The organism is Dactylosporangium sp. NPDC049525, from assembly GCF_040676755.1.
In the GTDB taxonomy this organism is placed as follows: Bacteria; Actinomycetota; Actinomycetes; order Mycobacteriales; family Micromonosporaceae; genus Dactylosporangium.
Map to the genome: position 1 here is coordinate 398,457 of NZ_JBFAPO010000003.1, position 24,555 is coordinate 423,011.

The 24,555-nt window shown below is 72.0% G+C and carries 22 protein-coding genes and 2 pseudogenes; 4 read left to right on the top strand and 20 right to left on the bottom strand.

The window, feature by feature from the left end; translation table 11 throughout:
* Positions 1–411: 411 nt before the first annotated feature.
* The 9 genes from hisF to AB0K00_RS08615 form a co-directional block, all read right to left on the bottom strand.
* A complete protein-coding gene (gene hisF, locus AB0K00_RS08575; protein ID WP_363517452.1) occupies positions 412–1,173 on the bottom strand; it encodes an imidazole glycerol phosphate synthase subunit HisF in 762 nt (253 codons plus the stop codon).
* Between the two features lie 37 nt (positions 1,174–1,210).
* Entirely contained in the window at positions 1,211–1,939 is a 729-nt protein-coding gene (gene priA, locus AB0K00_RS08580) for a bifunctional 1-(5-phosphoribosyl)-5-((5-phosphoribosylamino)methylideneamino)imidazole-4-carboxamide isomerase/phosphoribosylanthranilate isomerase PriA (protein ID WP_363517454.1), read from the bottom strand.
* A 70-nt stretch (positions 1,940–2,009) separates the two neighbouring features.
* Complete coding sequence (locus AB0K00_RS08585; protein ID WP_363517456.1) at positions 2,010–2,324, bottom strand: hypothetical protein; 315 nt, start codon at positions 2,322–2,324, stop codon at positions 2,010–2,012.
* On the bottom strand, positions 2,317–2,940 hold the full coding sequence (gene hisH, locus AB0K00_RS08590) for an imidazole glycerol phosphate synthase subunit HisH (RefSeq protein ID WP_363517459.1): 624 nt from the start codon (positions 2,938–2,940) through the stop codon (positions 2,317–2,319). The genes AB0K00_RS08585 and hisH overlap by 8 nt, the downstream gene beginning before the upstream one ends.
* 11 nt (positions 2,941–2,951) lie before the next feature.
* Positions 2,952–3,095, bottom strand: coding sequence for a hypothetical protein (locus AB0K00_RS08595; protein ID WP_363517461.1), 144 nt, complete (start codon positions 3,093–3,095; stop codon positions 2,952–2,954).
* Positions 3,092–3,706: an imidazoleglycerol-phosphate dehydratase HisB gene (gene hisB / locus AB0K00_RS08600; protein ID WP_344503944.1), complete on the bottom strand. Its 615-nt coding sequence runs from the start codon at positions 3,704–3,706 to the stop codon at positions 3,092–3,094. The genes AB0K00_RS08595 and hisB overlap by 4 nt, the downstream gene beginning before the upstream one ends.
* Positions 3,703–4,779 carry a histidinol-phosphate transaminase gene (locus AB0K00_RS08605; protein WP_363517653.1) on the bottom strand — a complete coding sequence of 359 codons (1,077 nt, stop codon included), beginning with the start codon at positions 4,777–4,779 and terminating at the stop codon, positions 3,703–3,705. The genes hisB and AB0K00_RS08605 overlap by 4 nt, the downstream gene beginning before the upstream one ends.
* A gap of 8 nt (positions 4,780–4,787) precedes the next feature.
* On the bottom strand, positions 4,788–6,080 hold the full coding sequence (gene hisD / locus AB0K00_RS08610; RefSeq protein ID WP_363517464.1) for a histidinol dehydrogenase: 1,293 nt from the start codon (positions 6,078–6,080) through the stop codon (positions 4,788–4,790).
* Between the two features lie 30 nt (positions 6,081–6,110).
* On the bottom strand, positions 6,111–6,767 hold the full coding sequence (locus tag AB0K00_RS08615; protein WP_363517467.1) for a helix-turn-helix domain-containing protein: 657 nt from the start codon (positions 6,765–6,767) through the stop codon (positions 6,111–6,113).
* 95 nt (positions 6,768–6,862) lie between these two features.
* On the opposite strand from AB0K00_RS08615, the gene AB0K00_RS08620 reads away from it, so the two are divergent.
* Both AB0K00_RS08620 and AB0K00_RS08625 read left to right on the top strand, forming a co-directional pair.
* Entirely contained in the window at positions 6,863–7,969 is a 1,107-nt protein-coding gene (locus tag AB0K00_RS08620; RefSeq protein ID WP_363517656.1) for an epoxide hydrolase, read from the top strand.
* A gap of 46 nt (positions 7,970–8,015) precedes the next feature.
* Positions 8,016–8,756 (top strand): LON peptidase substrate-binding domain-containing protein, encoded by a 741-nt coding sequence (locus AB0K00_RS08625; protein ID WP_363517470.1) that lies wholly within the window; start codon positions 8,016–8,018, stop codon positions 8,754–8,756.
* 108 nt (positions 8,757–8,864) lie between these two features.
* Here AB0K00_RS08625 and AB0K00_RS08630 read toward each other — a convergent pair whose 3' ends face one another.
* Positions 8,865–9,797 (bottom strand): DUF2567 domain-containing protein, encoded by a 933-nt coding sequence (locus AB0K00_RS08630; protein WP_363517472.1) that lies wholly within the window; start codon positions 9,795–9,797, stop codon positions 8,865–8,867.
* Between the two features lie 293 nt (positions 9,798–10,090).
* Positions 10,091–13,600 (bottom strand): annotated as a pseudogene (gene dnaE / locus AB0K00_RS08635) (DNA polymerase III subunit alpha); the annotation flags it as partial.
* A 48-nt stretch (positions 13,601–13,648) separates the two neighbouring features.
* On the opposite strand from dnaE, the gene AB0K00_RS08640 reads away from it, so the two are divergent.
* Complete coding sequence (locus AB0K00_RS08640) at positions 13,649–14,998, top strand: transaminase (protein WP_363517475.1); 1,350 nt, start codon at positions 13,649–13,651, stop codon at positions 14,996–14,998.
* On the opposite strand, the pseudogene AB0K00_RS08645 reads toward AB0K00_RS08640, so the two are convergent.
* Positions 14,986–15,771 (bottom strand): annotated as a pseudogene (locus AB0K00_RS08645) (AAA family ATPase); the annotation flags it as partial. The gene AB0K00_RS08640 and the pseudogene AB0K00_RS08645 overlap by 13 nt on opposite strands.
* A 429-nt stretch (positions 15,772–16,200) precedes the next feature.
* On the bottom strand, positions 16,201–17,001 hold the full coding sequence (locus AB0K00_RS08650) for a hypothetical protein (RefSeq protein ID WP_363517478.1): 801 nt from the start codon (positions 16,999–17,001) through the stop codon (positions 16,201–16,203).
* A 98-nt stretch (positions 17,002–17,099) separates the two neighbouring features.
* Here AB0K00_RS08650 and AB0K00_RS08655 point away from each other — a divergent pair, with 98 nt between their 5' ends.
* Positions 17,100–18,626: a glycosyl hydrolase family 18 protein gene (locus tag AB0K00_RS08655; protein ID WP_363517480.1), complete on the top strand. Its 1,527-nt coding sequence runs from the start codon at positions 17,100–17,102 to the stop codon at positions 18,624–18,626.
* Positions 18,627–18,679: 53 nt separating this feature from the next.
* Here AB0K00_RS08655 and AB0K00_RS08660 read toward each other — a convergent pair whose 3' ends face one another.
* The 7 genes from AB0K00_RS08660 to AB0K00_RS08690 form a co-directional block, all read right to left on the bottom strand.
* Positions 18,680–19,603: an RluA family pseudouridine synthase gene (locus tag AB0K00_RS08660; protein WP_363517483.1), complete on the bottom strand. Its 924-nt coding sequence runs from the start codon at positions 19,601–19,603 to the stop codon at positions 18,680–18,682.
* Positions 19,596–20,162, bottom strand: coding sequence for a signal peptidase II (gene lspA / locus AB0K00_RS08665; RefSeq protein ID WP_363517659.1), 567 nt, complete (start codon positions 20,160–20,162; stop codon positions 19,596–19,598). The genes AB0K00_RS08660 and lspA overlap by 8 nt, the downstream gene beginning before the upstream one ends.
* On the bottom strand, positions 20,159–20,590 hold the full coding sequence (locus tag AB0K00_RS08670) for a TraR/DksA family transcriptional regulator (RefSeq protein ID WP_327009175.1): 432 nt from the start codon (positions 20,588–20,590) through the stop codon (positions 20,159–20,161). The genes lspA and AB0K00_RS08670 overlap by 4 nt, the downstream gene beginning before the upstream one ends.
* Before the next feature lie 382 nt (positions 20,591–20,972).
* The gene (locus AB0K00_RS08675) at positions 20,973–22,475 is read right to left on the bottom strand and encodes a potassium/proton antiporter (RefSeq protein ID WP_363517487.1); all 1,503 of its coding nucleotides are present in this window, start codon (positions 22,473–22,475) and stop codon (positions 20,973–20,975) included.
* Positions 22,472–22,750 carry a DUF167 domain-containing protein gene (locus AB0K00_RS08680; RefSeq protein ID WP_363517490.1) on the bottom strand — a complete coding sequence of 93 codons (279 nt, stop codon included), beginning with the start codon at positions 22,748–22,750 and terminating at the stop codon, positions 22,472–22,474. The genes AB0K00_RS08675 and AB0K00_RS08680 overlap by 4 nt, the downstream gene beginning before the upstream one ends.
* A 53-nt stretch (positions 22,751–22,803) precedes the next feature.
* Positions 22,804–23,568: a hypothetical protein gene (locus tag AB0K00_RS08685; protein ID WP_363517669.1), complete on the bottom strand. Its 765-nt coding sequence runs from the start codon at positions 23,566–23,568 to the stop codon at positions 22,804–22,806.
* Positions 23,569–23,762: 194 nt separating this feature from the next.
* Positions 23,763–24,551 (bottom strand): DivIVA domain-containing protein, encoded by a 789-nt coding sequence (locus AB0K00_RS08690; protein WP_363517492.1) that lies wholly within the window; start codon positions 24,549–24,551, stop codon positions 23,763–23,765.
* Positions 24,552–24,555: the final 4 nt, after the last annotated feature.

Consider the following 24,555-nt stretch of genomic DNA (forward strand, 5'->3'; position numbering starts at 1 on the left):
CTCGGAACAGCCCGCGAACCGGGCGAAATGCCCGCCCGCGGGTCGCGCGCACGTCCAGGTCGCCGCTGTCCACGCAACGCGGAGGCGACGGCGCCTGCGAAAAGGGCACCCCGAAGCTGCCCTTCGATCCCGTCCACCGCTCCACAGGCCGCCGGTCGCGGCACGGCACGGCGCGGTGCGATCCAGCCCGGTCCGCCGGTCGCGGCGCGGCGCGATCCGGACCGCCGGTCGCGGCGCGATCTGGTCCGGTCCGCCCGTCGCGGCGCGGCGCGGTTCGGACCGCCGGTCGCGACACGATCCGGTCCGCTGGCCGAGACACCGGTCGCGGCGCTATCCAGGCCGCCGGTCGCGGCGCTATCCAGGCCGCTGGCCGAGACGCCGGGTGCGGTGCCGTCCGAGGCGGCAGCCCGGTCAGCGAACGGGGTGGCCGGCCTCGCGCAGTGACGCCTTCACGTCGCCGATCGACAGGTCACCGAAATGGAAGACGCTGGCCGCGAGCACCGCGTCGGCGCCGGACGCAACCGCCGGCGCGAAATGCTCCAGCGCCCCCGCACCGCCGCTGGCGATAACCGGGATCGTCACGACCGCGCGGACGGCGGTGATGAGCTCCAGGTCGAAGCCGTCCTTGGTGCCGTCGGCGTCCATCGAGTTGAGCAGGATCTCGCCCGCGCCGAGCTCGGCGACCCGGGCGGCCCACTCGACGGCGTCGAGCCCCGCGCCACGCCGGCCGCCGTGGGTCGTCACCTCGAAGCCGCTGGGCTGCCCGGCGGCGCGGCGGACGTCGAGGGACAGCGTCAGGACCTGGTTGCCGAAGCGTTCGGCGATCTCGGCGATCAGCTCCGGCCGGGCGATCGCGGCGGTGTTGACGCCGACCTTGTCCGCGCCGGCGCGCAGCAGCGTGTCGACGTCGGACACGGCCCGGACGCCGCCGCCGACGGTGAGCGGGATGAACACGGTCTCGGCGGTGCGACGGACCACGTCGAGCATGGTGGACCGGCCGTCGGACGACGCGGTCACGTCGAGGAAGACCAGTTCGTCGGCGCCCGCGGCGTCGTACGCGGCGCCGAGCTCGACCGGGTCACCGGCGTCGCGGAGGTTGACGAAGTTGACCCCCTTGACCACCCGGCCCGCGTCGACGTCAAGACACGGAATGACCCGCACCGCGACACTCATGCCGCCGCCTCCGCTGTCGCTGTGCTCCGGACCGCGCTCACACAGCCTCCTGCAGGACCTGGAGGGCCTCGGTCACGTCGAAGGCACCCGCGTACAGGGCCTTGCCGACGATGACGCCTTCGACGCCGGCGGGTTCGAGGGCGGCGAGCTGGCGCAGGTCGTCGAGCTTGGAGACGCCGCCACTGGCGATGACCGGCTTCTTGGTGCGGCCGGTGACCTCCAGCAGGAGGGTCAGGTTGGGGCCGGTGAGGGTGCCGTCGCGCATGACGTCGGTGACGACGTAGCGGGCGCAGCCGGCCCGCTCGAGCCGGTCGAGCACCTCGAACAGGTCGCCGCCCTCCTTGGTCCAGCCGCGGGCGGCGAGCTGGTGGCCGCGCACGTCGAGACCGACCGCGACCTGGTCGCCGTACGTGGCGCAGACGTGGTCGCACCACTCCGGGTTTTCCAGGGCGGCGGTGCCGAGGTTGACCCGGGTCGCACCGGTCGACAGCGCCGCGCGCAGCGACGCCTCGTCACGGATGCCGCCGGAGAGCTCGACCTGCACGTCCAGGCGGCGCACGACGTCGGCGAGCAGCTCGGCGTTGGAGCCCCGGCCGAACGCGGCGTCGAGGTCGACGAGGTGGATCCACTCGGCACCCTGCCGCTGCCAGGCCAGGGCGGCCTCGAGCGGGTCACCATACGTGGTTTCGCTGCCGGCGGCGCCCTGAACGAGACGGACCGCCTGGCCGTCGGCGACGTCGACGGCGGGCAGGAGCTGCAGGGCCATGGTTCAGATCCTTCGGTCAGTTCGACGGTCAGAGTCGGCAGGTCAGAGTCGGCAGGTCTGTGTCAGCAGGTCAGAGTCGGCGGTCGAGGACGAGCACGGTGAGCGCCGGGGTGGCGACGACGACGAGGGCGCTGAGGCCGATGCGTGCCGCGACAGATTCGACGAGCAGCCAGATCAGCGTGAGTGCCAGCAGGACGAGCAGGACGATGACGGAGCGCTGCCCCCGGGAACGACGTGCGAAGAGCTTACCGGTCCGGCCGACCTTGACCTTCGGCACCAGCCGCCGGACCGCGATCCGCCGCTGGCGGCGCCGCTCGGCCTTGAGCAGGCGCTCGGCCCGCTCGGCCTCCAGCACCGCCCGTCGCCGGGCACGTTCCTTAGACAAGGCTGCCGAGCCAGTTGGCCAGCAGCGTCGCGCCCGCGTCGCCGGACTTCTCCGGGTGGAACTGGGTGGCGCGCAGCACCTCGGACTCGAACGCCGCGACGAACGGCTCGCCGTGCACCGTGGTCGCGACGCTGATGCCCGCGGCCCGCTGGGCGTCGACGGGGGTCGGCGCGTAGGAGTGCACGAAATAGAAGCGGGTGTCGGCGGGCAGCCCGGCGCCGAGGACCGTGTCCGCGGGCCAGTCCACCGTGTTCCAGCCCATGTGCGGCACGACCGGGGCGTGCAGGACGGTGACGGCGCCGGGGGCGAGGCCGAGGCCCTTGGTGACAACGCCGTGCTCCTCGCCCTCCTCGAAGAGGACCTGCATGCCGACGCAGATGCCGAGGACCGGCGCGCCGACCCGGACCCGCTCGGCGATCGTCGGGCCGGCGCCGAGCTCGTCGATGCCGGCCATGCAGGCCGCATAGGCGCCGACGCCGGGCACGACGAGCCCGTCGGCGCGGGCCGCCTTGCCGAGGTCGGACGTGACCTCGACGTCGGCGCCGACCCTGGCGACGGCCCGTTCGGCGGAGCGCAGGTTGCCCGAGCCGTAGTCGAGGATGACCACCTTCTTCATGCCGTCCCCCTTTACAGCCAGAGCAGGCCGCCGGCCGCGGACACGGCGGCGAGCAGCAGCGTGATCACGAACGGGACCTTGGACGTGCTCTGCTGCCGCAGCGTGATGGCGCCACCGACCAGCAACCCGGCGAGGCCGAGCAGCACGATGCTCACAGCGCGCCCTTGGTGCTGGGCACCACGCCGGCGTTGCGGGGGTCGAGCGCGCACGCCTGGCGCAGCGCCCGGGCGACCGCCTTGAACTGCGCCTCGACGATGTGGTGCGCGTCGGGCTGGGCGCCGTGCCGGCCGGCGCGCAGGATGCTGACATGCAGCGTCACCCGGGCCGAGTGGGCGAAGGACTCCCAGATGTGGCGGGTCAGGCTGGTCGGGTAGTTGCCGCCGATGTGCGGGGCGATGTTCGCCGGCTCGTCGTGCACCATGTAGGGCCGGCCGGACAGGTCGACGACGGCGGAGGCGAGCACCTCGTCGAGCGGGACCTGGGCGTTGCCATACCGGGTGACACCGGCCTTGTCGCCGAGCGCCTCGGCGAACGCGGCGCCGAGCGCCAGCGCGGTGTCCTCGACCGTGTGGTGCGCGTCGATCTCGAGGTCGCCGACGGTGTGCACCCGCAGGTCGAACCCGCCGTGCTTGGCGATCTGGTTGAGCATGTGGTCGTAGAAGCCCACGCCGGTGGAGATCTCACCGACCCCGGTGCCGTCGAGGTCGAGCTCCACGGACACCTTGGTCTCCTTGGTGACCCGCTCGATCTTGGCGGTGCGACTCACAGCAACTCCTCCAGTGCGGTCAGGAAAGCGTCGGTCTCCTCGGGCGTGCCGGCGGTGACCCGCAGCCATCCGGGGACGCCGACGTCGCGGATCAGCACGCCGCGGTCCAGCAGCGCCTGCCAGATCCCCTTGCTGTCGTCGCGGGGCGCGCCGAACAGCACGAAGTTGGCGTCGCTGTCGGCGACCCGCAGCCCCCAGCCGCGCAGCGTCGCCACGATCCGGTCGCGCTGGGCCTTGACCGCGTCGACGGTCGACAGCAGCGCGGCGGTGTGCGCGAGCGCGGCCCGCGCGGCGGCCTGGGTGAGCGCGGACAGGTGATAGGGCAGCCGCACCAGTTGGACCGCGTCGACGACGGCGGGACCGGCGGCGAGATAGCCGACCCGCCCGCCGGCGAGCGCAAACGCCTTGCTCATCGTGCGGGTCACGACGAGCCGCGGGAACTGCTCGATGAGCGAGAGCGCGAACGGCGTGCCGGGGCGGGCGAACTCGGCGTAGGCCTCGTCGACGATCACCATGCCGTCGGCGGCGTCCGCGACGGCCCGCACCACGTCCAGGGGCAGCGCCGTGCCGGTCGGGTTGTTGGGCGAGCAGAGGATGACCACGTCGGGCCGGTGCTCGCGGACCTTCGCGACGGCGTGCTCGGCGGTCAGCGCGAAGTCGGCGTCGCGCCGCCCGTCGACCCACGCGGTGCCGGTGCCCGCGGCGAGCAGCGGGTGCATCGAATACGACGGGGTGAAGCCGAGCGCGGTGCGGCCGGGCCCGCCGAACGTCTGCAGCAGCTGCTGCTGGATCTCGTTGGAGCCGTTGGCCGCCCACACGTTGCGCCAGGTCAGCCCGTGCCGGAGATAGGCGGCGAGGTCGGTGCGCAGCGCGACGGCGTCGCGGTCCGGATAGCGGTTGAGGTCGCGCAGGACCGCGGAGAGCGCCTTCTCCATCTCCGCGACGGCCTCTTCGGGCAGCGGATAGGAGTTCTCATTGGTGTTGAGCCGCACGGCCACGTCGAGCTGCGGCGCGCCGTAGGGCGTCAGCCCGCGCAGCTCGTCGCGCAGCGGCAGGTCGTCAAGGGTCGTCACCGGTCTGGTCACTGGGCGAACCTCACCTTCACGGCGGCGCCGTGCGCCGGCAGGTCCTCGGCCTCGGACAGGGCGACCACGTGGTCGGCGACCTCGGCCAGGGCGTCGCGCCCATACTCGATGAGCTGCACGCCGCGCAGGAACGTCTGCGTCGACAGCCCCGAGGAGTGCCGGGCGCAGCCGCCGGTCGGCAGCACGTGGTTGGAGCCGGCGCAGTAGTCACCGAGCGACACCGGCGACCAGGCCCCGACGAAGACGGCGCCCGCATTCCAGACGCGCTCGGCGACGGCCCGCGCGTCACGGGTCTGGATCTCCAGGTGCTCCGCGCCGTAGGCGTCGACGACCCGCAGGCCCTGCTCGAGGTCGTCGACGATCACGGTCGCCGACTGGACGCCGGTCAGCGCCTCCGTGACCCGCTGCAGGTGCTTGGTCGCCGCGACCTGCCGGGCAATCTCCTGCTCGACCGCCTCGACGAGGTCCAGCGACGGCGTGACCAGCACGCTCGCCGCCAAGGGGTCGTGCTCGGCCTGGCTGATCAGGTCGGCGGCGACGTGCCGCGGGTCGGCGGTGTCGTCGGCGAGGATCGCGATCTCGGTCGGCCCGGCCTCGGCGTCGATGCCGACGACGCCGCGCAGCATGCGCTTCGCGGCGGTGACCCAGATGTTGCCCGGGCCGGTGATCATGTCGACCGGTTCGCAGCTCTCCTGGTCCCCGTAGCCGAACATCGCGATCGCCTGGGCGCCGCCGACGGCATAGACCTCGTCGATGCCGAGCAGCGCGCACGCGGCCAGGATGTTGACGTTGGGCAGGCCGGTGCCCTTCTGCGGCGGGCTGGTGACGGCGATCGACGGCACGCCCGCGACCTGGGCCGGCACCACGTTCATGATCACGCTTGACGGGTAGACGGCGAGGCCGCCCGGCACATAGAGCCCGACCCGGCGGACCGGGACCCACCGCTGGGTGACCGTGCCGCTGGTGCTCAGCAGCGTCGTGACCTCGGTGCGCCGCTGGTCGCCGTGGACCTTGCGGGCCCGTTTGATGGACTCCAGCAGCGCGGCGCGGACCGCGGGGTCGAGGCCGGCCTCGGCCGCGGCGATCGCGTCGGCGGGCACCCGCAGGTCGGTCAGCTCCACCCCGTCGAGCCGCCGGGTGGCGTCGCGGACCGCGCTCGCGCCATGCTCGCGGATCGCCTCGACGATCGGGCGCACCTGCTCGGTGGCGACGGAGACATCCATGGCGGCGCGGGGCAGCAGACGGCGCGGATCCGTGGTGGAGCCGCGCAGGTCGATCCGGTTCAGCACCCTTGGGAGTCTAGGCGGAACCGCCGACAATTATTCCGCCGCGTCCCGCTGTGCGGGCTGTCGGGATTGTGCCCAGCGCCAGTTCAGCTCGGCCGCGTCCGGTGGCGGTCCGGGCAGCCCGGTGGCGTCCCCGCGCCGCATCCCGTCCAGCAGCAGGGCCAGGTGGCGGCGGCGCAGTTCGACGGTGCGGTCGCGGTCCGGCACGCGGATCGCGGCGCACGCCTCGAGGATCAGCGTGACGTCCGCCACCACGACGTCCGGGCGCAGTCCCCCGTCGTCGTGCGCCCTGGCGACGAGATCACCCGCGAGGGCGCCGGCCCGCACGGCGTCGGCGCTCATCTCCGGCGTCGGGGTGAAGGTCCCCGCCAGGTGCACGGTCAGGGAGTGCACGTCCGCCTCGACGACGCCGCCGAGGAAACGGACCAGGGCCGCCCACCCGTCGGGTTCCTCCGCGGCCCGTTCCGCCTCGGCGATGAAGGTCCGCAGGCCGTCGTGGCACAGCGTGCGCAGCAGGTCGTCCTTGCCCTTGTACCGCCGGTACAGGGCGCTGATCCCGACCCCGGCCCGCTCCGCCACGGCGGCGATCGGCGCCTTCGGGTCTTCCAGGAACACGTCGCGCGCGGCGGACAGGATCACACCGTCGTTGCGGGCCGCCTGCACACGCCGGCCGGACAGGTTCGTCGACATGCCGCCACTGTACCCCAACGCTGGAACGGATCGTTCCGGTCTGCTATCGTCGTAACGGAACGAAGCATTCCGTTCTAGACCCGGAGGACACCGTGATCCGCTCGTACACCGTGGACGTCCCGCAGACCGCGATCGACGACCTGCACGCCCGGCTCCGCAGGGCGCTGTGGCCCAACGAACTGCCCGGCGTCGGCGACAGCTACGGCGTGCCGGCCGACCGGATCCGCGCCCTCGCCGAGCACTGGCTGGAGCGGTTCGACTGGCGGGCCGTCGAGGCGCGGATCAACCGGCACCCGCAGTTCGTCACCGAGATCGACGGCGAGGACATCCACTTCCTGCACGTCCGCTCCCCCCGCGAGGACGCCGTGCCGCTGATCCTCACCCACGGCTGGCCCGGCTCGATCATCGAGTACCTCGACGTCATCGAGCCCTTGTCGCGGGACTTCCACCTGGTCATCCCGTCACTGCCGGGCTTCGGCTTCTCCGGCCCGACCCGCAGCCGCGGCTGGAACCGGCACCGCACCGCCCGCGCCTGGAACGAGCTGATGCGCCGCCTCGGCTACGACCGCTTCGGCGCCGTCGGCAACGACGCCGGCTCGATGATCGCGCCCGAGCAGGGCCGCAACGCACCCGACCGGGTGATCGGCGTGCACGTCACGCAGCTGTTCTCGTTCCCCAGCGGCGACCCGGCCGAGTTCGCCGCCCTCGACGAGACCGGCCACGCCGCCCTGGCGAAACTCCAGTGGTTCTACGACAACCTCATGTCGTTCAACACCCTGCACAGCCAGCAGCCGCAGACCCTCGCGTTCGCACTCGCCGACTCACCCGTCGGCCTGCTCGCCTGGAACGCGCAGCTGTTCGGCGCCAGCCTCGACGCCGACTTCATCCTCGCCAACGTCGCCGTCTACTGGTTCACCGGCACCGCCGCGTCCGCGATGCGCTTCTACTACGAGGACGCGCACGCCGAGGAGGCGCCCAGCGGGCCCACCACCGTGCCGACCGGCCTGGCCATGTTCGCCGGCGACTTCCAGTCCATCCGCCCGTTCGCCGAGCGCGATCACGCCCACATCGTGAGCTGGCACTCGTACGACCCGGGCCGCCCGAGCCCCGGAGGCCGCGACGCCGGCGGCCACTACGCCGCGCACGAGGCGACGGATCTGCTCGTCAACGACATCCGCGAATTCTTCGCCAGCTTGAAGTGAACGGCGCCGTACGGCAAACCGGGTCCGCTCGGCTAGGCTTCGCCCCGTGGAGGAAGCGAACGAACCCGAGCGGACCCTCCTGCCGCTGTTCCCTCTCGGCACCGTGCTGTTCCCGGGGCTGGTCCTGCCCCTGCACGTGTTCGAGCCCCGCTACCGCACGCTCGTGCAGCACCTCGCCGAGCTGCCCGCCAGCCTGCCGCGCGAGTTCGGCGTGATCGCGATCCGCCGCGGCTGGGAGGTCGGCCGCGTCGAAGGCGAGCAGGGCGAGACGACCGACGCGTCGATCACCGCCGGCGAGTCCCTGTCGCTGTACGAGGTCGGCTGCGCCGCCGAGATCCGCCAGCTGACCGAGCTCCCCGACGGCCGCTTCGACCTCATGACCGTCGGCCGGCGCCGCTTCCGGCTGCTGGCCCTCGCCCGCAACGACGCTCCGTACCTGACCGGCGAGGTCGAGTGGCTCCCCGAGCCGAAGGGCGAACCTGACCGCGAGGAGGAGCTGGCGGCGGGCGTGCTCGCGGCGTTCCAGCAGTACCTGAAGGCGATCCGCAGCGACGACGACGGCGACGGCGAGCAGCTCCCCGACGACCCGACGGTGCTGTCGAACCTGGTCGCGGCGACCGCGTCGCTGACCCTCGAAGACCGGCAGTCGCTGCTCGCCGAGCCCGACACGATCAGCCGCCTGAAGGCCGAACGCGCCCTGCTGCGCCGCGAGGCGGCGCTGCTCGGGCAGGTGCGCGCGGTGCCGGTCGCCCTGTCGGACCTCGCCGTGCCCTCCAGCCCGAACTGACGCCCGCGCCACTCCCCGACCTCCCGTCGTGGCGGATCAAGCAGCCATGACGGGGCAAGCGGGGCGGCGATCAGGCGCTATGCCACCCCGAGCGGCGGGTGTACGGCGTCACGGAGCCTGCCACTCCCCGCGAGCCGGGTCCGATGCCGGATGGGCCGGCCCAGCCGAACCGGGCTCCGGGCGCGCGACCCCGCCGGTGGCGTCGCCGTCAGGCGTGGGCGCTTCGGAGGCGGGCTTGTGCAGGTCGACCCGGCCGGGCGCCGGTTGCTCATACGGCTGTCCGTTCACCGGCGGGCCAACCTCGGACCAGGGACCGTAGCCGGGCTGGTCATAGCCGGGCTGGCCGTAGGCGGGCGGCGGCTGGTTCGGGTCACCGTATGGGTAGCCGGCATACGCGGGGTGGTAGGCGTGGTCGTCGGGCAGTGGCGTGGGGTCCAGGTCGTAGGTCAGGGTCGGCGAGGCGTGGAAGCCGGCCAGCCCCGTGTAGACGACGGCGGCGAAGACGGCCTGGATGAGCAGCGAACCCTGCACCCACGGGATGAAGCCATACAGCAGCCCCGAGTCGCCGGCGCGGACCTTCGCCGGGCGGAAGATGTGGGTGTCGACCGGGGCGTGCTCGGCCAGGTCGAGGTAGTGCGCGTAGCCGAGCTTGTTGCCGAGCCAGGCGGCGAGGGCCGCCCCGGCCGCGGAGCCGATGACGAGACCGGCGAGGACGATCGGCCCCCGGTAGCGGCGCAGGACGATCCAGGCGACGATCGCGATCAGGATCCCGGCCGCCGCGCCGATGATCATGAACCAGCCGTCGTCGGCGAAGTAGCCCTCGGGCTCACCCTCGATCGGATAGGGGCCATATTGCGTCTGGACCAGCTCGACCTTCGGGGCGATCCAGGTCCAGAGCAGGCCGACCGGCGCGCCGAGCACGGTCACGACCGCGGCGGCGATCAAGCCGAACAGCACCTCCATGCCAAGTGACCGTCGCCGCGGCGGCGACGGCTTGGGCAGCTCCGGCTGGTCGATCGGCTCGATCGGGGCGATGCTCACCATTCCATCCTGCCAGGCGCTGCGGCCGTGCCCCGACCCGTGCCGCCGCCGCCCACCACCCGCAGGCCCGCACCGCCCGCGCCGACCACCGAAACCGGCAACCCGCCCAGCGCCCCGTCCACCCCACCCGACGAGAAGCCCGACGCGGCGTCCTCCCCGGTCGGCGCCCCGCTCGGCCCGGCATCCGGCCGCCCCGGCAACCCGCCCGGCGCCCCCACCGAAAACCCGCCCACCCCCGCGGAATGCCCCTCTGAAGGTCCGCCTGAAGGTCCGCCTGGAACAGACCCGGCGGGCACCGCGGACGCCCCGAGCAGCGTCGTGAGCTCGGCGAGCAGCGCCGGCGACACCGTCACGCACTGCGGGCCGATCGCCAGGAGCGTCCGCTTCGCGCCGTTGACCAGCTCGACCTGCACCTCGGTGTCGCCGGGATGCCGGGCGAGGACCTCCCGGAGCCGCTGCACGAGCGGCGTCGTGCACCGCTCCGGCGGCAGCGAAAGCACCAGCGGCCCGCCGGCACCGGCAACAGCGTCAGCAACAGGGTCGGCAACCGACAGATCGGGCACCCCAAGGTCGCTCGCCATCAGGCGGGGCGCCTCCTCGCGGCGGTCGACCCGGCCGCGGACCGCCACCACCGCGTCCTCGGCGACATACTGCCCGACCAGCTCATAGGTGTTGGGGAAGAACATGACCTCGACCGCGCCGTCCAGGTCCTCCAGGGTCGCCGACGCCCACGGCCGGCCCTGACGGGTGACCCGCCGCTGCACACCGGACAGGATCCCGGCCAGGGTCACGGTGGTGCCGTCGGGGACGGCGTCCTCCTCGGCGAGGGCGGCGACGGACCGGTCGGCGGCGCGGCGCAGCGCCGTCTCCAGGCCGCGCAGCGGGTGGTCGGAGACGTAGAGGCCGAGCATCTCCCGCTCGAAGGCGAGCCGCTCCGCCTTGTCCCACTCGATGGCCGGGATGGGCGGCGACGCGTTCAGCGCGGCGGCGCCGAACAGGTCGAACTGGCCGATCGCCTCGTTGCGTTTGGTGATCATGACGGCCTCGACGGCGTCGGCGTGGACGGCGAGCAGCCCGCGGCGGGTGTGGCCGAGCGAGTCGAACGCGCCGGCCTTGATCAGCGACTCGATCGTCTTCTTGTTGCACACGACCTGGTCGGCCTTGGCGAGGAAGTCGTAGAAGTCGCGATACGGCCGGGCCCGCACGATCGCCGCGACGACCGCCGGCCCGACGTTGCGCACGGCGCTGAGGCCGAAGCGGATGTCGGCGCCGACGGCGGAGAAATGGCCCTGGGAGGCGTTGACGTCGGGCGGCAGGACGCGGATGCCCATGTGCCGGCACTCGGCGAGGTAGAACGCGGAGCGGTCCTTGTCGCCGCCGATCGAGGTGAGCAGGCCGCTCATGTACTCCGCGGGATAGTTGGCCTTCAGATAGGCGGTCCAGTAGGCGACGAGCCCGTATGCCGCGCTGTGCGCCTTGTTGAACGCATAGTCGGAGAAGGGCACCAGCAGGTCCCACAGGGTGCGGATCGCGCCGTCGGAGTAGCCGCGCTCGCGCATCCCTGCGGAGAACGGCGCGAACTCCCGGTCGAGGATCTCCTTCTTCTTCTTGCCCATGGCGCGGCGCAGCAGGTCGGCGGCGCCGAGGGAGTAGCCGGCGACCCGCTGGGCGATCGCCATGACCTGCTCCTGGTAGACGATCAGCCCATAGGTGTCGCCGAGGATGTCCGCCAGGGGCTCGGCGAGCTCGGGGTGGATCGGGGTCACCGGGCGGCGGCCGTTCTTGCGGTCGGCGTATTCGTTGTGCGCGTTGGCGCCCATCGGGCCGGGCCGGTAGAGCGCGCCGACGGCGGAGATGTCGGCGAACGTGTCGGGGGCCATGGACCGCAGCAGGGCACGGACGGGGCCGCCGTCGAACTGGAACACGCCGATCGTGTCGCCGCGTGACAGCAGCGCATAAGTCGGCTGGTCGTCGAGCGGCACGTCCTCGACGGCGAGCTCGACGCCCCGGTTCTGCCGGATCGCGTCGAGGGCGTCGTCGAGGATGGTGAGGTTGCGCAGGCCGAGGAGGTCCATCTTCAGCAGGCCGATGTCCTCGCAGGCGCCCATGTCCCACTGGGTGATGATCGCGCCGTCCTGCTCGCGGCGCTGGATCGGCAGCACGTCCAGCAGCGGCTCGCGGGACAGGATGACACCGGCGGCGTGCACCCCCCACTGCCGTTTGAGGCCTTCGAGGCCGCGGGCGGTGTCCACGACGGTGCGGACCTCTGGCTCGGCCTCATACAGCCGGCGCAGCTCCACCGCCTCGGGGTAGCGCGGGTGGGCCGGGTCGAAGGCGCCGCTGAGCGGCATGTCGCGGCCCAGCACCGGCGGCGGCACCACCTTGGTGATCCGCTCGCCGACGGAGAACGGCAGGCCGAGAACCCGGGCCGAGTCCTTGATCGCGGCCTTGGCCTTGATCGTGCCGAACGTGATGATCTGCGAGACGCGGTCGTCGCCATAGCGCTCGGTGGCGTAGCGGATGACCTCGCCGCGGCGGCGCTCGTCGAAGTCCATGTCGATGTCGGGCATGCTGACCCGCTCGGGGTTGAGGAACCGCTCGAAGAGCAGCCCGTGCTCGAGCGGGTCGAGCTGGGTGATCCCGAGGGCGTAGGCGATCAGGGCGCCGGCCGCGGACCCTCGGCCGGGACCGACGCGGATCCCGAGCCGGCGGGCGTGCGCGACTAGGTCGGCGACGACCAGGAAGTAGCCCGGATAGCCCATGCTGCTGATCACGGACAGCTCATAGTCGGCCTGACGGGCGTGGTCGGCGGGCACACCGGCCGGGAAGCGCCGGGCCAGGCCGCGCAGCACCTCGGCGCGCAGCCACGAGTCCTCGGTCTCCCCGTCGGGCACCGGGAACCTCGGCATGAGGTCCCGATGGGCGAACACGGCGTCATAGGACCCGATCCGCTCCGCGATGGCGAGGGTCGCGTCGCACGCGCCGGGGACCTCGGCGTCCCACAGTCGGCGCATCTCCTCGGCGGACTTGAGGTAGAAGTCGCGGGCGTCGAACTTGAACCGTTTCGGGTCGGCGAGGGTGGTCGCGGACTGCACGCACAGCAGCGCCTCGTGCGCGTCGGCGTCCTCGGCATAGGTGTAGTGCAGGTCGTTGGTGGCGACCGGGGTCAGCCCGAGCCGCCGGCCGAGCCGGAGCAGGTCCTGGCGGACCCGGGTCTCGATGTCCAGGCCGTGGTCCATCAGCTCCAGATACAGGTTGTCGGGGCCGAAGATGTCGCGCAGCTCGGCCGCGGCGGCGCAGGCCCGCTCGAAGTCGCCGATGCGCAGCCAGGTCTGCACCTCCCCGGACGGGCAGCCGGTGGTGGCAATGACCCCGCGGGCGTGGCGGTGCAGCAGCTCACGGTCGGCGCGGGGCTTGTAGAAATAGCCTTCGATGCTGGACAGCGACGACAGCCGGAACAGGTTGCGCAGGCCCTCGGCGTCGGCGGCGAGCATGGTCAGGTGCGTGTAGGCGCCGCCGCCGGAGACGTCGTCCTCGCCGCCGCCGGCCCAGCGGACCCGGGTGCGGTCGCGCCGGTCGGTGCCCGGCGTCAGATATGCCTCGATGCCGAGGACCGGCGTGACCCCGGCGGCGAGAGCCTGCCGGTGGAAGTCGTAGGCACCGAACATGTTGCCGTGGTCGGTCATGGCCAGGGCCGGCTGGCCCATCCTGGCGGCCTCGCTGAACAGGGATCCCAGCCGGGCGGCCCCGTCAAGCATCGAATACTCGGTGTGCACGTGCAGATGTGCGAACGACTCCCCCACGTCGCAGAACCTATCCCCGGGGTACGACACTTTGCGAGACTTCAGAGCATGATCGACCGTGACCGTCTTGGCGCACTGCTGCGCCGCGAGCGAGCCGCCTTCGCCGACCGTAACCCCCGCTCCGCCGCGGAATACGCGAAGGCGGGACATCTGTTCGGCCGGGTGCCGATGACATGGATGAACAAGAACGCGGCGGGCTTCCCGCTCTACCTGGACACGGCCCGGGGCGCGACGCTCACCGACGTCGACGGCCATGAGTACACGGACTTCTGCCTGGGCGACACCGCGGCGATGGCCGGTCACGCACCGGCACAGGTCGCCGAAGCGGTGCAGGAGCGATTCGCACGGGGCGCCTGCGCCATGCTGCCGACCGCCGACGCCGCCTGGATCGGTGCGGAGCTGACCAGGCGGTTCGGCGTCAGCGAATGGAGCTTCGCGCTCACCGCGACCGACGCGAACCGCTGGGCGATCCGGCTGCTGCGCGCCATTACCGGCCGGCCGAAGATCCTGTTCAACAGCTACTGCTACCACGGCTCCGTGGACGAGTCGCTGATCACGATCAACGACGGCATCCCGCAGAGCAGGGACGGCAACGTCGGCGCGCCGTGCGACGTGACGAGCACCAGCCGGGTCGCGGAGTTCAACGACCTGGAGGGCCTGGCCCGGGAGTTGGCGCACGGCGACGTCGCCGCGGTCGTCATGGAGCCGGCGCTGACGAACATCGGCATCGTGCTGCCCGAACCCGGTTACCTGGCGGGCGTGCGGGAGCTCACCAGGAAGTACGGCACGTACCTGGTCAACGACGAGACGCACACGTTCTCCGCCGGGCCGGGCGGCGCTACGCAACGGTGGGGCCTGCAGCCGGACGTCGTCACGATCGGCAAGGCGATCGGCGGTGGCATCCCGGCCGCCGCGTACGGGCTTTCAGCGCAGATCGCCCAGAAGATCAACGAACGGCAGGATCTGGACCTCATCGACATGGGCGGCGTCGGCGGCACCCTCGCCGGCAACGCGCTGTCGATCGCCGCGACCAGGGCCACCCTGGAGCACGTCCTGACCGACGAGGCGTTCGCGCGGATGGAGGCCCTCGCGACCAGGTTCGCCGACGGGGTGCAGCGGGTCGTCGACGCGCACGCCCTGCCCTGGTCGGTGAGCCGGCTCGGCGCCCGGGTCGAGTACCGCTTCGCGAATCCCGCACCCCGCACGGGCACCGACTCCGCGAAAGCCGCGGATGCGGACCTGGAGGACTACCTGCACGTCTACCTGGCGAACCGGGGCATCCTGCTCACGCCGTTCCACAACATGGCGCTGATGTCACCGGACACGACCGCACAGCAGGTCGACCAGCACGAAACGACATTCGGGACAGCGATCAGCGAGCTGCTTCAGCGCGCGTAGGGGTCCATCATCACGGCCGCCGCCCGCAGCCACGCGCGCTTCGTGGCGGGGGCCAGCATCGTGTACTCGATGTTGGAGCCGCTCTCCAGCGCCGGGTCGTAGGGGACCACGACGACGGCCCTGGTCCGGGTGCGGAAATGCCCGGCCAGGTCGTCGATGAGCGGCGTCGGGTTGGGCGTCGGGCAGGACAGCAGGGTCACCGCGTTGGCGACGAGCTCGTCCATGCCGGCCTCGTCGAGCAGGTCGAGCATCCAGTCGGCGGTGAACGCCGCGTCCTCGCGCGGGACGCTGGTGACGACCAGCTGGTCCGCGGCCTGCAGGACGGTCTGCCAGTTGGGGCTCTCCACGTTGTTACCGGTGTCGACGCAGATCACGTCGTGGGTGCGGCGCAGCAGCTCCAGGACGCGGCGCACCGTGTGCGGGTCGAGGCGCTGCGCGAAGCGCGGGTTCTCCTCGCCGGCGAGCACGTCGTAGGACCCGTCGGACGCGTGCCGCAGGTAGTCGTCGAGCTGGTCATACAGGTCGTAGCCGGAGGTGTTCTCGACCCGGACGAGGTCGGCGATGAGGTGCCGGATGGTGCGGGCGTGCCGGGCGCTGCCGGCGCGCAGCCCGAGGGTGCCGCGCAGCTCGTTGTCGTCCCAGGCGATGACGCCCTTGCCGCGGACGCTGCCGATGGTGGCGGCGGTCAGCACGGTCGCGGTGGTCTTGTGGACCCCGCCCTTGGGGTTGGCGAACGCCAGGACCTTCGGCTTCGGGATCTCCTGGCGCAGGACCTGCACCATCTGCTCGGTCGGGTCCGCCGGGCGGGTCTGATATTCCACCTGAGGACCTCGACGAGTGTCATAAGGGTCAGCGCGACGAACCGGGGCGTCGGCAAGAGGGCGCGAACCGTTGGGATGCATTGGCACGTCATCGTAGGGCCGCGCGGGCGGATATGGGGCGCTGGGGCGCTCGAACCTTCCGTCGTAATCCAGATCACTCGGGCTTGACCGGCCGAGCAGGGCCCGGTCCAGCAGGGAGCGCCAACGGGCGGGCGGCTCCGACGACCCGTCCCACCTGGCATCGGCCCGCTCTGCCACGCTGGCCCTCCCTCGCACCGCAGCGTCCACCCGTACCCCAGGCTACGGACCGAACACTATCCGGACCACACCTGCGCGCCCATCCCCTGCATCAACTGCCCGACAGGCCGAAGGGATATCGCCTCAGGACGGAGCGGGCGACGCGGCCACCGCGGAAGGAGGGCCCGCGACCTGGGTCTGCTCCGGCAGCGGCGGCAGGAACACCGTCCGGTCGAGGCGGCGCAGGTCGGTGATCGGGTCGACGGCGCGGGTCTCCGGGCGGGCCGCGACCGCCCGCAGGCCGGCCGGCGCCGCGTAGATCACGGCGGCGTAGACGCAGGAGCAGTGCTCCCGGTACGCGGTCGCCTCCTTGTCCGCGATGATCGCCCCGTCGAGGTACACGGCGCGCACGTCGCCGGGCTGGTTGGCGGCCTTGTCCAGCAGCTGCCGGTAGTGCACCGCCTCCTCGGCCTTGCGCGCGGCGGTCGCGTCCATCGCCGCGACCACGTCGGCGGGCACCTCGTAGGCGCCGAGGCGGACCAGCTCCGTCTGGGTGCCCGGCAGCGGCACCCGGGCGAAGACGCTGGACAGCGCGACGTTGGAGAGGACCGGGGTGAGCCGGTCCGGGCCGAGGTAGGCGGTGAACGAGACCAGCGCGTAGACGGACTGCTCGCCCTGCAGGGCCGTGAGCTCGTCGGCCGCGCGCTGCACGTACACCGGGATGGAGCCACCCTCGTCGACGCCGACGCGCAGCACGTCACCCAGGGACGGGTCGCTGCGCTGGTGCTGCTGGGCGCCGTGCACGACCAGGAGCGTCGCCGTGACCGCGACCAAGGCGAGCACGGCGGTGAAGACGCGCAGGCGCACGGCACCCCGGAAGAGCCGGGCGAGGACGTTGCCGGCGGCGGGGAGCAGCCGCTGGTCGAGCCGCTGGAAGTAGTTCATCGCCCTCCGAGCGTCGCACAAGCAAGTTGCATGGGTCTTGACAGGGTTCGAAGTCAAGACTATCTATCAGTTAGGTTTCCTAATAGAAGGGGTCCCCCGTGAGAATCCCCGTCATCGGGGCTGCCGTCGCCATGCTCGGCGCAGCGGTAGCCCTCGTCGTCACCGCCCCCGCCCAGGCGGCGACGACGCTCCCGGCGCACGTGTTCGCGCCGTACTTCGAGGCGTACAACGGCGACAGCCTCAACGGCCTGTCCCAGCAGTCGGGAGTCAAGCACCTGACGCTCGCCTTCATCCAGACCGCGACCCGCGGCTCGTGCACCGTCTACTTCAACGGCGACACCTCGATGCCGATCGCGTCGAGCACGTTCGGCGCCGACATCGCCGCGATCCGCGCCCGCGGCGGCGACGTCATCCCGAGCTTCGGCGGCTACGCGGCCGACAACGGCGGCACCGAGATCGCCGACAGCTGCACCGACGTCAACCAGATCGCCGCCCAGTTCCAGAAGGTGATCACCACGTACGACGTCACCCGCATCGACCTGGACATCGAGGACAACTCGCTGACCAACACCGCGGGCATCGACCGGCGCAACAAGGCGATCAAGCTGACCCAGGACTGGGCCGCCGCCAACGGCCGGACCGTGCAGTTCGTCTACACGCTGCCGACCACCACCGCCGGCCTCGCCGACAGCGGCCTTGCCGTGCTGCGCAACGCGGTCGCCAACAACGCCCGGGTCGACATCGTCAACCAGATGACGTTCGACTACTACGACAACCAGCCGCACCAGATGGCCCAGGACACCATCACGGCGTCCAACGGCCTGCACGCCCAGCTCGGGCAGCTCTACCCGGCAAAGACGGCGGCGCAGCGCTGGGCCATGGTCGGTGTCACCGAGATGATCGGCGTCGACGACTTCGGCCCCGCCGAGACGTTCACCGTCGCCGACGCGACCACCGTGCTCAACTGGGCCAACCAGCAGGGCATCGCGTCGCTGTCGTTCTGGGCGCTGCAGCGCGACAACGGCGGCTGCCCCGGCGGCGCGGCGGCCGACAACTGCTCCGGCATCCAGCAGTCGACCTGGCAGTTCTCGCACATCTTCGCCCCGTTCACCAGCGGCACGACGTCACCGTCGCCGAGCGGCAGCAAGAGCCCGAGCAGGAGCCCCAGCACCAGCCCGAGCGCGAGCACGAGTCCCAGCCGGAGCCCGAGCACCAGCCCCAGCACGAGCACCCCGCCCGGCGGCGGCATCGTCAACGGCACCTTCGAGACCGGCGCCCTGTCCCCGTGGACCTGCTCCCTGGGCAGCGTCGTCACCACCCCGGTGCACGGCGGCACCAAGGCGCTCAAGGCCGCCGCGTCCAACTCCGACACGGCGCAGTGTTCGCAGACCGTCGGCGTGTCGGCGAACCGCACCTACACGCTGAGCGCCTGGGTGCAGGGCAACTACGCGTTCCTCGGCGCGACGACCGGCGCCGGTGACGTCAGCACCTGGACACCCGGCGGCTCGACGTGGACGAAGCTCACCGTCACCGTCAACACGGGCAGCTCGACCTCGATCAAGGTCTGGCTGCACGGTTGGTACGGCACGGGCACGATCTACGCGGACGACGTCACCCTCGCGTAGCCCTTGCATGAGGCCTGGTACGACGCCCGGCCGCCGGGATGGGCACCCGGCGGTCAGGCGGCGAGGATCTCCAGCGCCTTGGTCAGGTCCGGCGGGTATTCGCTGAGGAACGACACGTACTCACCGCCGCGGGGATGGACGAAGCCCAGCTCCCGGGCATGCAGCCACTGCCTGTCGAGCTTCAGCCGGGCCGACATCGTCGGGTCGGCGCCATACGTCACGTCGCCGACGCACGGGTGCCGCAGCGCGGAGAAGTGCACCCGGATCTGGTGGGTGCGGCCGGTCTCCAGCTTCACGTCGAGCAGGCTCGCCGACGGGAACGCCTCGATCGTGTCGTAGTGGGTGATGCTCGGCCGGCCGCCGGAGACGACCGCGAACTTGTAGTCGTGGCTGGGGTGCCGGTCGATCGGGGCGTCGATCGTGCCGCGCAGCGGGTCCGGGTGACCCTGGACGACGGCGTGGTAGCGCTTCTCGACCTCGCGTTCCTTGAACGCGCGCTTCAGTGCGCTGTAGGCCAGCTCGCTCTTGGCCACCACCATGAGGCCGGTGGTGCCGACGTCGAGCCGGTGCACGACACCCTGGCGTTCGGCGGCGCCGCTGGTGGCGATCGTGAGCCCCATCGCGGCGAGACCGCCGATGACGGTCGGGCCGATCCAGCCGGGGCTGGGGTGCGCGGCCACGCCGACCGGCTTGTCGACCACGACGATGTCCTCGTCGCTGTGCACGATGCGCAGGCCGTCGACCGGGGTCGCCTCGACGGCGATCGCGGACGGCGGCGCGGGCAGCGTCACCTCGAGCCAGGCGCCGGCGGAGACCTTGTCCGACTTGGGGCGGACCTGCCCGTCGACGGCCACGTCACCGGCCTCGACCAGGGCGGCGGCGACGGTCCGGCTGAAGCCGAACAGCCGGGTCAGCGCCTGGTCGAGCCGGGTGCCGTCGAGGCCGTCGGGCACCGGCATCGATCGGGTCTCACGCATCCGGGGTGGTGTCCTTCCCCGTGACGCGCACACCGTCGCGGCGCCGGCCGGTGAACTCCAGCAGGATCGCGAGCGCCACCCCGACGGTGAGCGCCGAGTCGGCGATGTTGAACACCGGGAAGTGCCCGGCGTGGTCGTCGAGGAAGCTGAACATGTCCACCACGTGGCCGTGGAACGGCTTCGGCGCCCGGAAGATCCGGTCGCCGAGGTTGCCCGCGGCGCCGCCGCAGACGAGGCCGAGGGCCACCGCCCACGGCACCGAGACCGTCGAGCGGAGCATGACGAGCAGCCAGCCGATGACCGCGGTGGCGATGATCGGGAAGACCCATGTCAGGTCGCTGAACATGCTGAACGCGGCGCCGCTGTTCCGCGCGTAGATCACGTAGATCAGGCCGCCGAGCACTTTCACCGGCTCGCCGTGTGCGATGACGGACGTGGTCCATTCCTTCACCGCGAGGTCGATGCCGATCACCGCGACCGCGACGATGGCGAAGAGCCCCCAGGCTCTGCGCCGGCTGCCGCGAGGGGTGGTCGTGGTGATGTCGTCCTGGGTGGTCAGCGTCGCTCCTCCAACTGCTTACAGGTGACGCAGAGCGTAGCGGACGGGAATGCGGCCAGCCGCTCGACCGGGATCGCGTTGCCGCACTTCTCACACCAGCCGTAGCCGCCCTCGTCAAGCCGCTCGAGGGCGCGCTCGACCTGGTTGACCCGCTCCAGGATGTTGTTGGCGAGGGTGATCTCCTGCTCGCGCTCGAACGTCTTGGTGCCGGTGTCGGCCTGGTCGTCGCCGGCGGAGTCGGTGAGCCGGTGCTGCTGGAGCTCGGCGATCTCGACCAGGGTCTGGTCGTGCTCGGCCTTGAGCTCGTCGCGCCGCTCGATCAACGCCACCCGGATCTTCTCCGTCTCCGCCGCGGTGCGCGTGCCACGGGCGGCCTTCGCGACGGCGGCTTTGGCCGCGGCGGTCTTCGTTTCGGCGGTCTTGGCCATCGTGGCTCCCTTGGCCGCACGAGCGGCGATCGGCGACGTGTTGGATGTGGTGCCTGAGCCGCCCGCGTCGTCCGCAAGCCCCCCAGTGTTGCCGCGCTTGCTCTGCGCCGACGTAGTGCTGTTCCCCCGAGCCACCGCTTGCCGAGTGCCCTGTTTCTGTGCTGTTGTCACAGTGGTCACTCGCGTCACTTCAGCGGCGTCTTCCTGCCCGGCGGTGCTCGCGGTCGTGCCTTTCGGCATGCCACCCGCTCGCTCGGCCATGGCTCCCCCAGATGCAAAATGGGCGCGCGACGCGCCGTCGCGCACTCCAGTGGCTGGCAAGAATACGGAATGTACACGCGTCCGACAAACATGCCACACGCATTCCGACCAATTGGATCAGTTATTGGCGCCGATCCTCGCCATGTTCGGCAAACCAACGAGCAAGTCTTCCGCGCCTGCTCACCGCGCGAAGCCTGCGCTCCGCCGCGTCACGCACCTGCTCCGTGGCCACGATCAGGAGACTGTCGCGGGTCTTCAACCGGGTCTCGGGCGCCGGCACGAACGCACCGCCGTCGCGAAGCACCAGCGTCACGACCGCGCCGACAGGCAATCGTAGCTCGTCCACGTGCACACCGTTGAGCTTCGAGCCGGCCGGGACCTCCAGTTGCAGCAGGTCGGCACCCATTTTCTCCAGCGGCGCCGACTCGACCTCCAGGTCGGTGGTCTCGCCGGGCGCGGTCACCCCGAGCCGCTTGGCGACCGGAGGCAGCGTGACGCCCTGCACCGCGGTGTACACCACGACCAGCACGAACACGACGTTGAACAGGGTCTGCGCGCCGGCTAGCCCGGCGGACAGCGGGATCGTAGCGAGCACGACCGGGACGGCGCCGCGCAGCCCCGCCCAGGACAGGAACGCCTGGTCGCGCCAGCCGAAACGGAACGGGGTGACGCTGACCAGCACCGACAGCGGCCGCGCGAGCAGGATCAGGACCAGCCCGACGACCAGGGCCGGCACCACCGCCTTGCCGAGCTGGCTCGGCGAGGCGAGCAGCCCGAGCAGCACGAACAGGCCGATCTGGGCGAGCCAGGCGAGGCCGTCGGCGAAGCCGAGCATGGCCCGCCGGTGCGGCAGGTGCGCGTTGCCGAGCACCACGCCCGTGACGTAGACCGCGAGGAAGCCCGACGCGTGGGCGACCGAGCCGACGGCGTAGGCCAGGACCGTGAGCCCGACGGCCGCGAGGGGGTACAGGCCGGCGGACGGCAGCGCGGCCCGGCGCAGCGCCCACGCGCCACCGAGCCCGACGACGAGGCCGATCACGGCGCCGGCGAGCAGCTCGTACACGACCAGCGCCAGCTGCAGCCACCACGGGCCGGTGACGCCCTCCGGCAGCGACAGCAGCACGACGAGGATCACCACGGGGGCGTCGTTGATGCCGGACTCCGCCTCGAGGATCGCGGCGAGCCTGGGCCGCACCGGCATCCGGCGCAGCGTGGAGAACACGGCGGCGGCGTCGGTCGAGGAGAGCACCGCCCCGTAGAGCAGCGCCTGCTGCCAGCCGACGCCGAGCGCGTAGTGCGTGATCACGCCGACGACGGCGACGCTGACCGCGACGCCGGCCGTCGACAGCACCACCGCCGGGCCCAGGACAGGCCGCAGCGTGGACCAGCGGGCCGTCAGGCCACCCTCGGCGATGATCACGACCAGCGCGCAGATGCCGAGGGTGCGGGTGAGCTCCGCGTTCTCGAAGTCGATGCCGAACCCGGCCTCGCCGATCACGACGCCGAGCAGCAGGTAGACCAGCAGGCTGGGCAGGCCGAGGCGCACGGACAGGCGCACCGCGCCCACGCAGACCAGCAGCACCGCCGCGCCGATCAGCAGCGCCATGTTGAGCTCGTGGCTCAAAGCGCGGGGTCCATCAGCGCGTCAACGCGGTCCTTGTATCCGTCCGGCAGCTCGACGAGCTTGTCCCGGCTGGCGGCCCCGGCCTTGAGCCGCAGCGCCGACGGCCGCAGCCGCAGCGCGTCCGCGAGCGCCTTCAGCGCCGCCTCGGTGGCCTGGCCGTCGACCGGCCGGGCGCCGACCGCGACGACCAGCGCGGGGCCGTAGGGCCCGGCGTAGCTACCGCCGACCGCGGTGCGGGAGGCACCCGGCTTGACGCGGATCGCGATGGTTGGCATGCCTCATTGTGAGGGTTCACCCGATCGAGGACGATAGCCCGGACCGGTGAGCATCAACCGCGACCGGCCAGGACCACATCGTTGGGCTCGCAGACGCTGCACGGCGTGAAGCCCAGCTCGACCGCCTCGCCGATCGGCAGCGGCTCGCTCTCCCGGCCGAGCAGGTGCACGCAGCCGCGCACGTGGTAGCGGGGACGGCCGTCGATGACCAGCACCTCGTCGGTCATCGTGGAGACGCGGGCGATGTCGGCGGCCGACGATGCCTGGATCGGCGGCTCGTCCTCCGGGTCCTCGTCGTCGTAGTCCTCGCCGTCGACGGACCACTCGCCGGCGGCGGCCTGCGGGTATTCCTCGAACGGGGGCACGTCCGGCTGCTGCGGCGCCGCGGCCTCGCGGGGCTCGTCGCGGGGTTCGTCGCGCACCGGCGCCATCATCGCGGTCTCGTCGGCCGGCGGCAGGTTGGCGTCGGACCGGGCGCTGCCGCCGAGGCGGGTCGCGCCGCCACGGCCGTAGGTGGTGCCGCCGGTGGAGCGGGCGCCGGCACCGACCGGCTGGCGGGCCTCCCGCGCCATGCCGCCGTCGCCGTCCAGGCGCGACTCGAACGGGTCGTAACGCTCGTCCGAGGGCACCTGCTGGCCGATGCGACCGGCCCGGGACGAACGGGCGGCGGCGGCCTGGCGCCCGCCGACGATGAGCGCGACCGCCGCGAGGAGGCTCGCCCCGATCGACGCCACCAGCAGGGCGTCGGCACCTTGCAGCAGGCCCACCACGAGCAGGCCCACGGCCACGACGATCAGCAGCAGACTTCCGACGATCACGGCCTACCCCTCCGCATTACGATCCCGGCACATGCTGCACACATACCCGGGCGAGTGTCTCTGTCGCCCGTACAACGAACGAGACCCCGGATAGCGACCGGCGCCCCAGCCGTTTTTCGGCTGGGGCGCCGCGTGTCGCATTGACCGGCGTGTCGGATCAGTGCTCTGTGCTGGTCACCTGTCGGACGGGACGACTACCGTCCCGCACCCTCGTAGCCACCGGAGAGTCCGGCCGTGGCGAGGCCGGCACCGCCGGCGGCGGCGCGGGTCGCGCCCTCGTTGCGGGCGGCCATCTCGGCCTCGAGGCTCTGCTCGCGGCCGGTCAGGTCGCGCAGCTGGCTCTCCAGGTAGGCCTTCAGGCGGGTCCGGTATTCCCGCTCGAACTGCTTGAGCTCCTCGATGTGCTTCTGCAGCGCGGTGCGCTTGGCGTCCAGGCCGCCCATCGCCTCCTGGTGGCGCTGGCGGGCGTCGCGCTCGAGCGCGTCGGCCTTCGCCCGCGCGTCGCGGGTGACCTCCTCGGCCTTGGTGCGGGCCTCGGACAGCAGCTTGTCGGCCTCGCGGCGGGCGTCGGACACGTGGTCGTCGGCGGTGCGCTGAGCCATCATCAGGACGCGGAGCGCCTGCTGCTCGCCGTCGCCGCCGGTCGGCCCGCCCTGCGAGCGGATCTGGTCGAGCTCCTGCTGCATGCCGCGGGCGGCCTGCTCGGCGGACTGCTTCTCCCGCTGGACGCGCTCGAACTGCGTCTTGAGGTCGGCGAGTTCCGAGGCGAGGCGCGGGTCACCGCCGCCGGGACCGGCGGGGGCACGACCGCCACCGCCGCGCTCGAGCTGGGCGCGCAGCTCGTTGTTCTCCTCAATCAGCCGGGCGAGCTCGCGCTCGACCTCGTCGAGGAAGGCGTCGACCTCCTCCTCGTCGTAGCCCCGTTTACCGATGGGGGGCTTCTTGAAGGCGACGTTGTGGACGTCGGCCGGGGTCAGCGGCATCGAA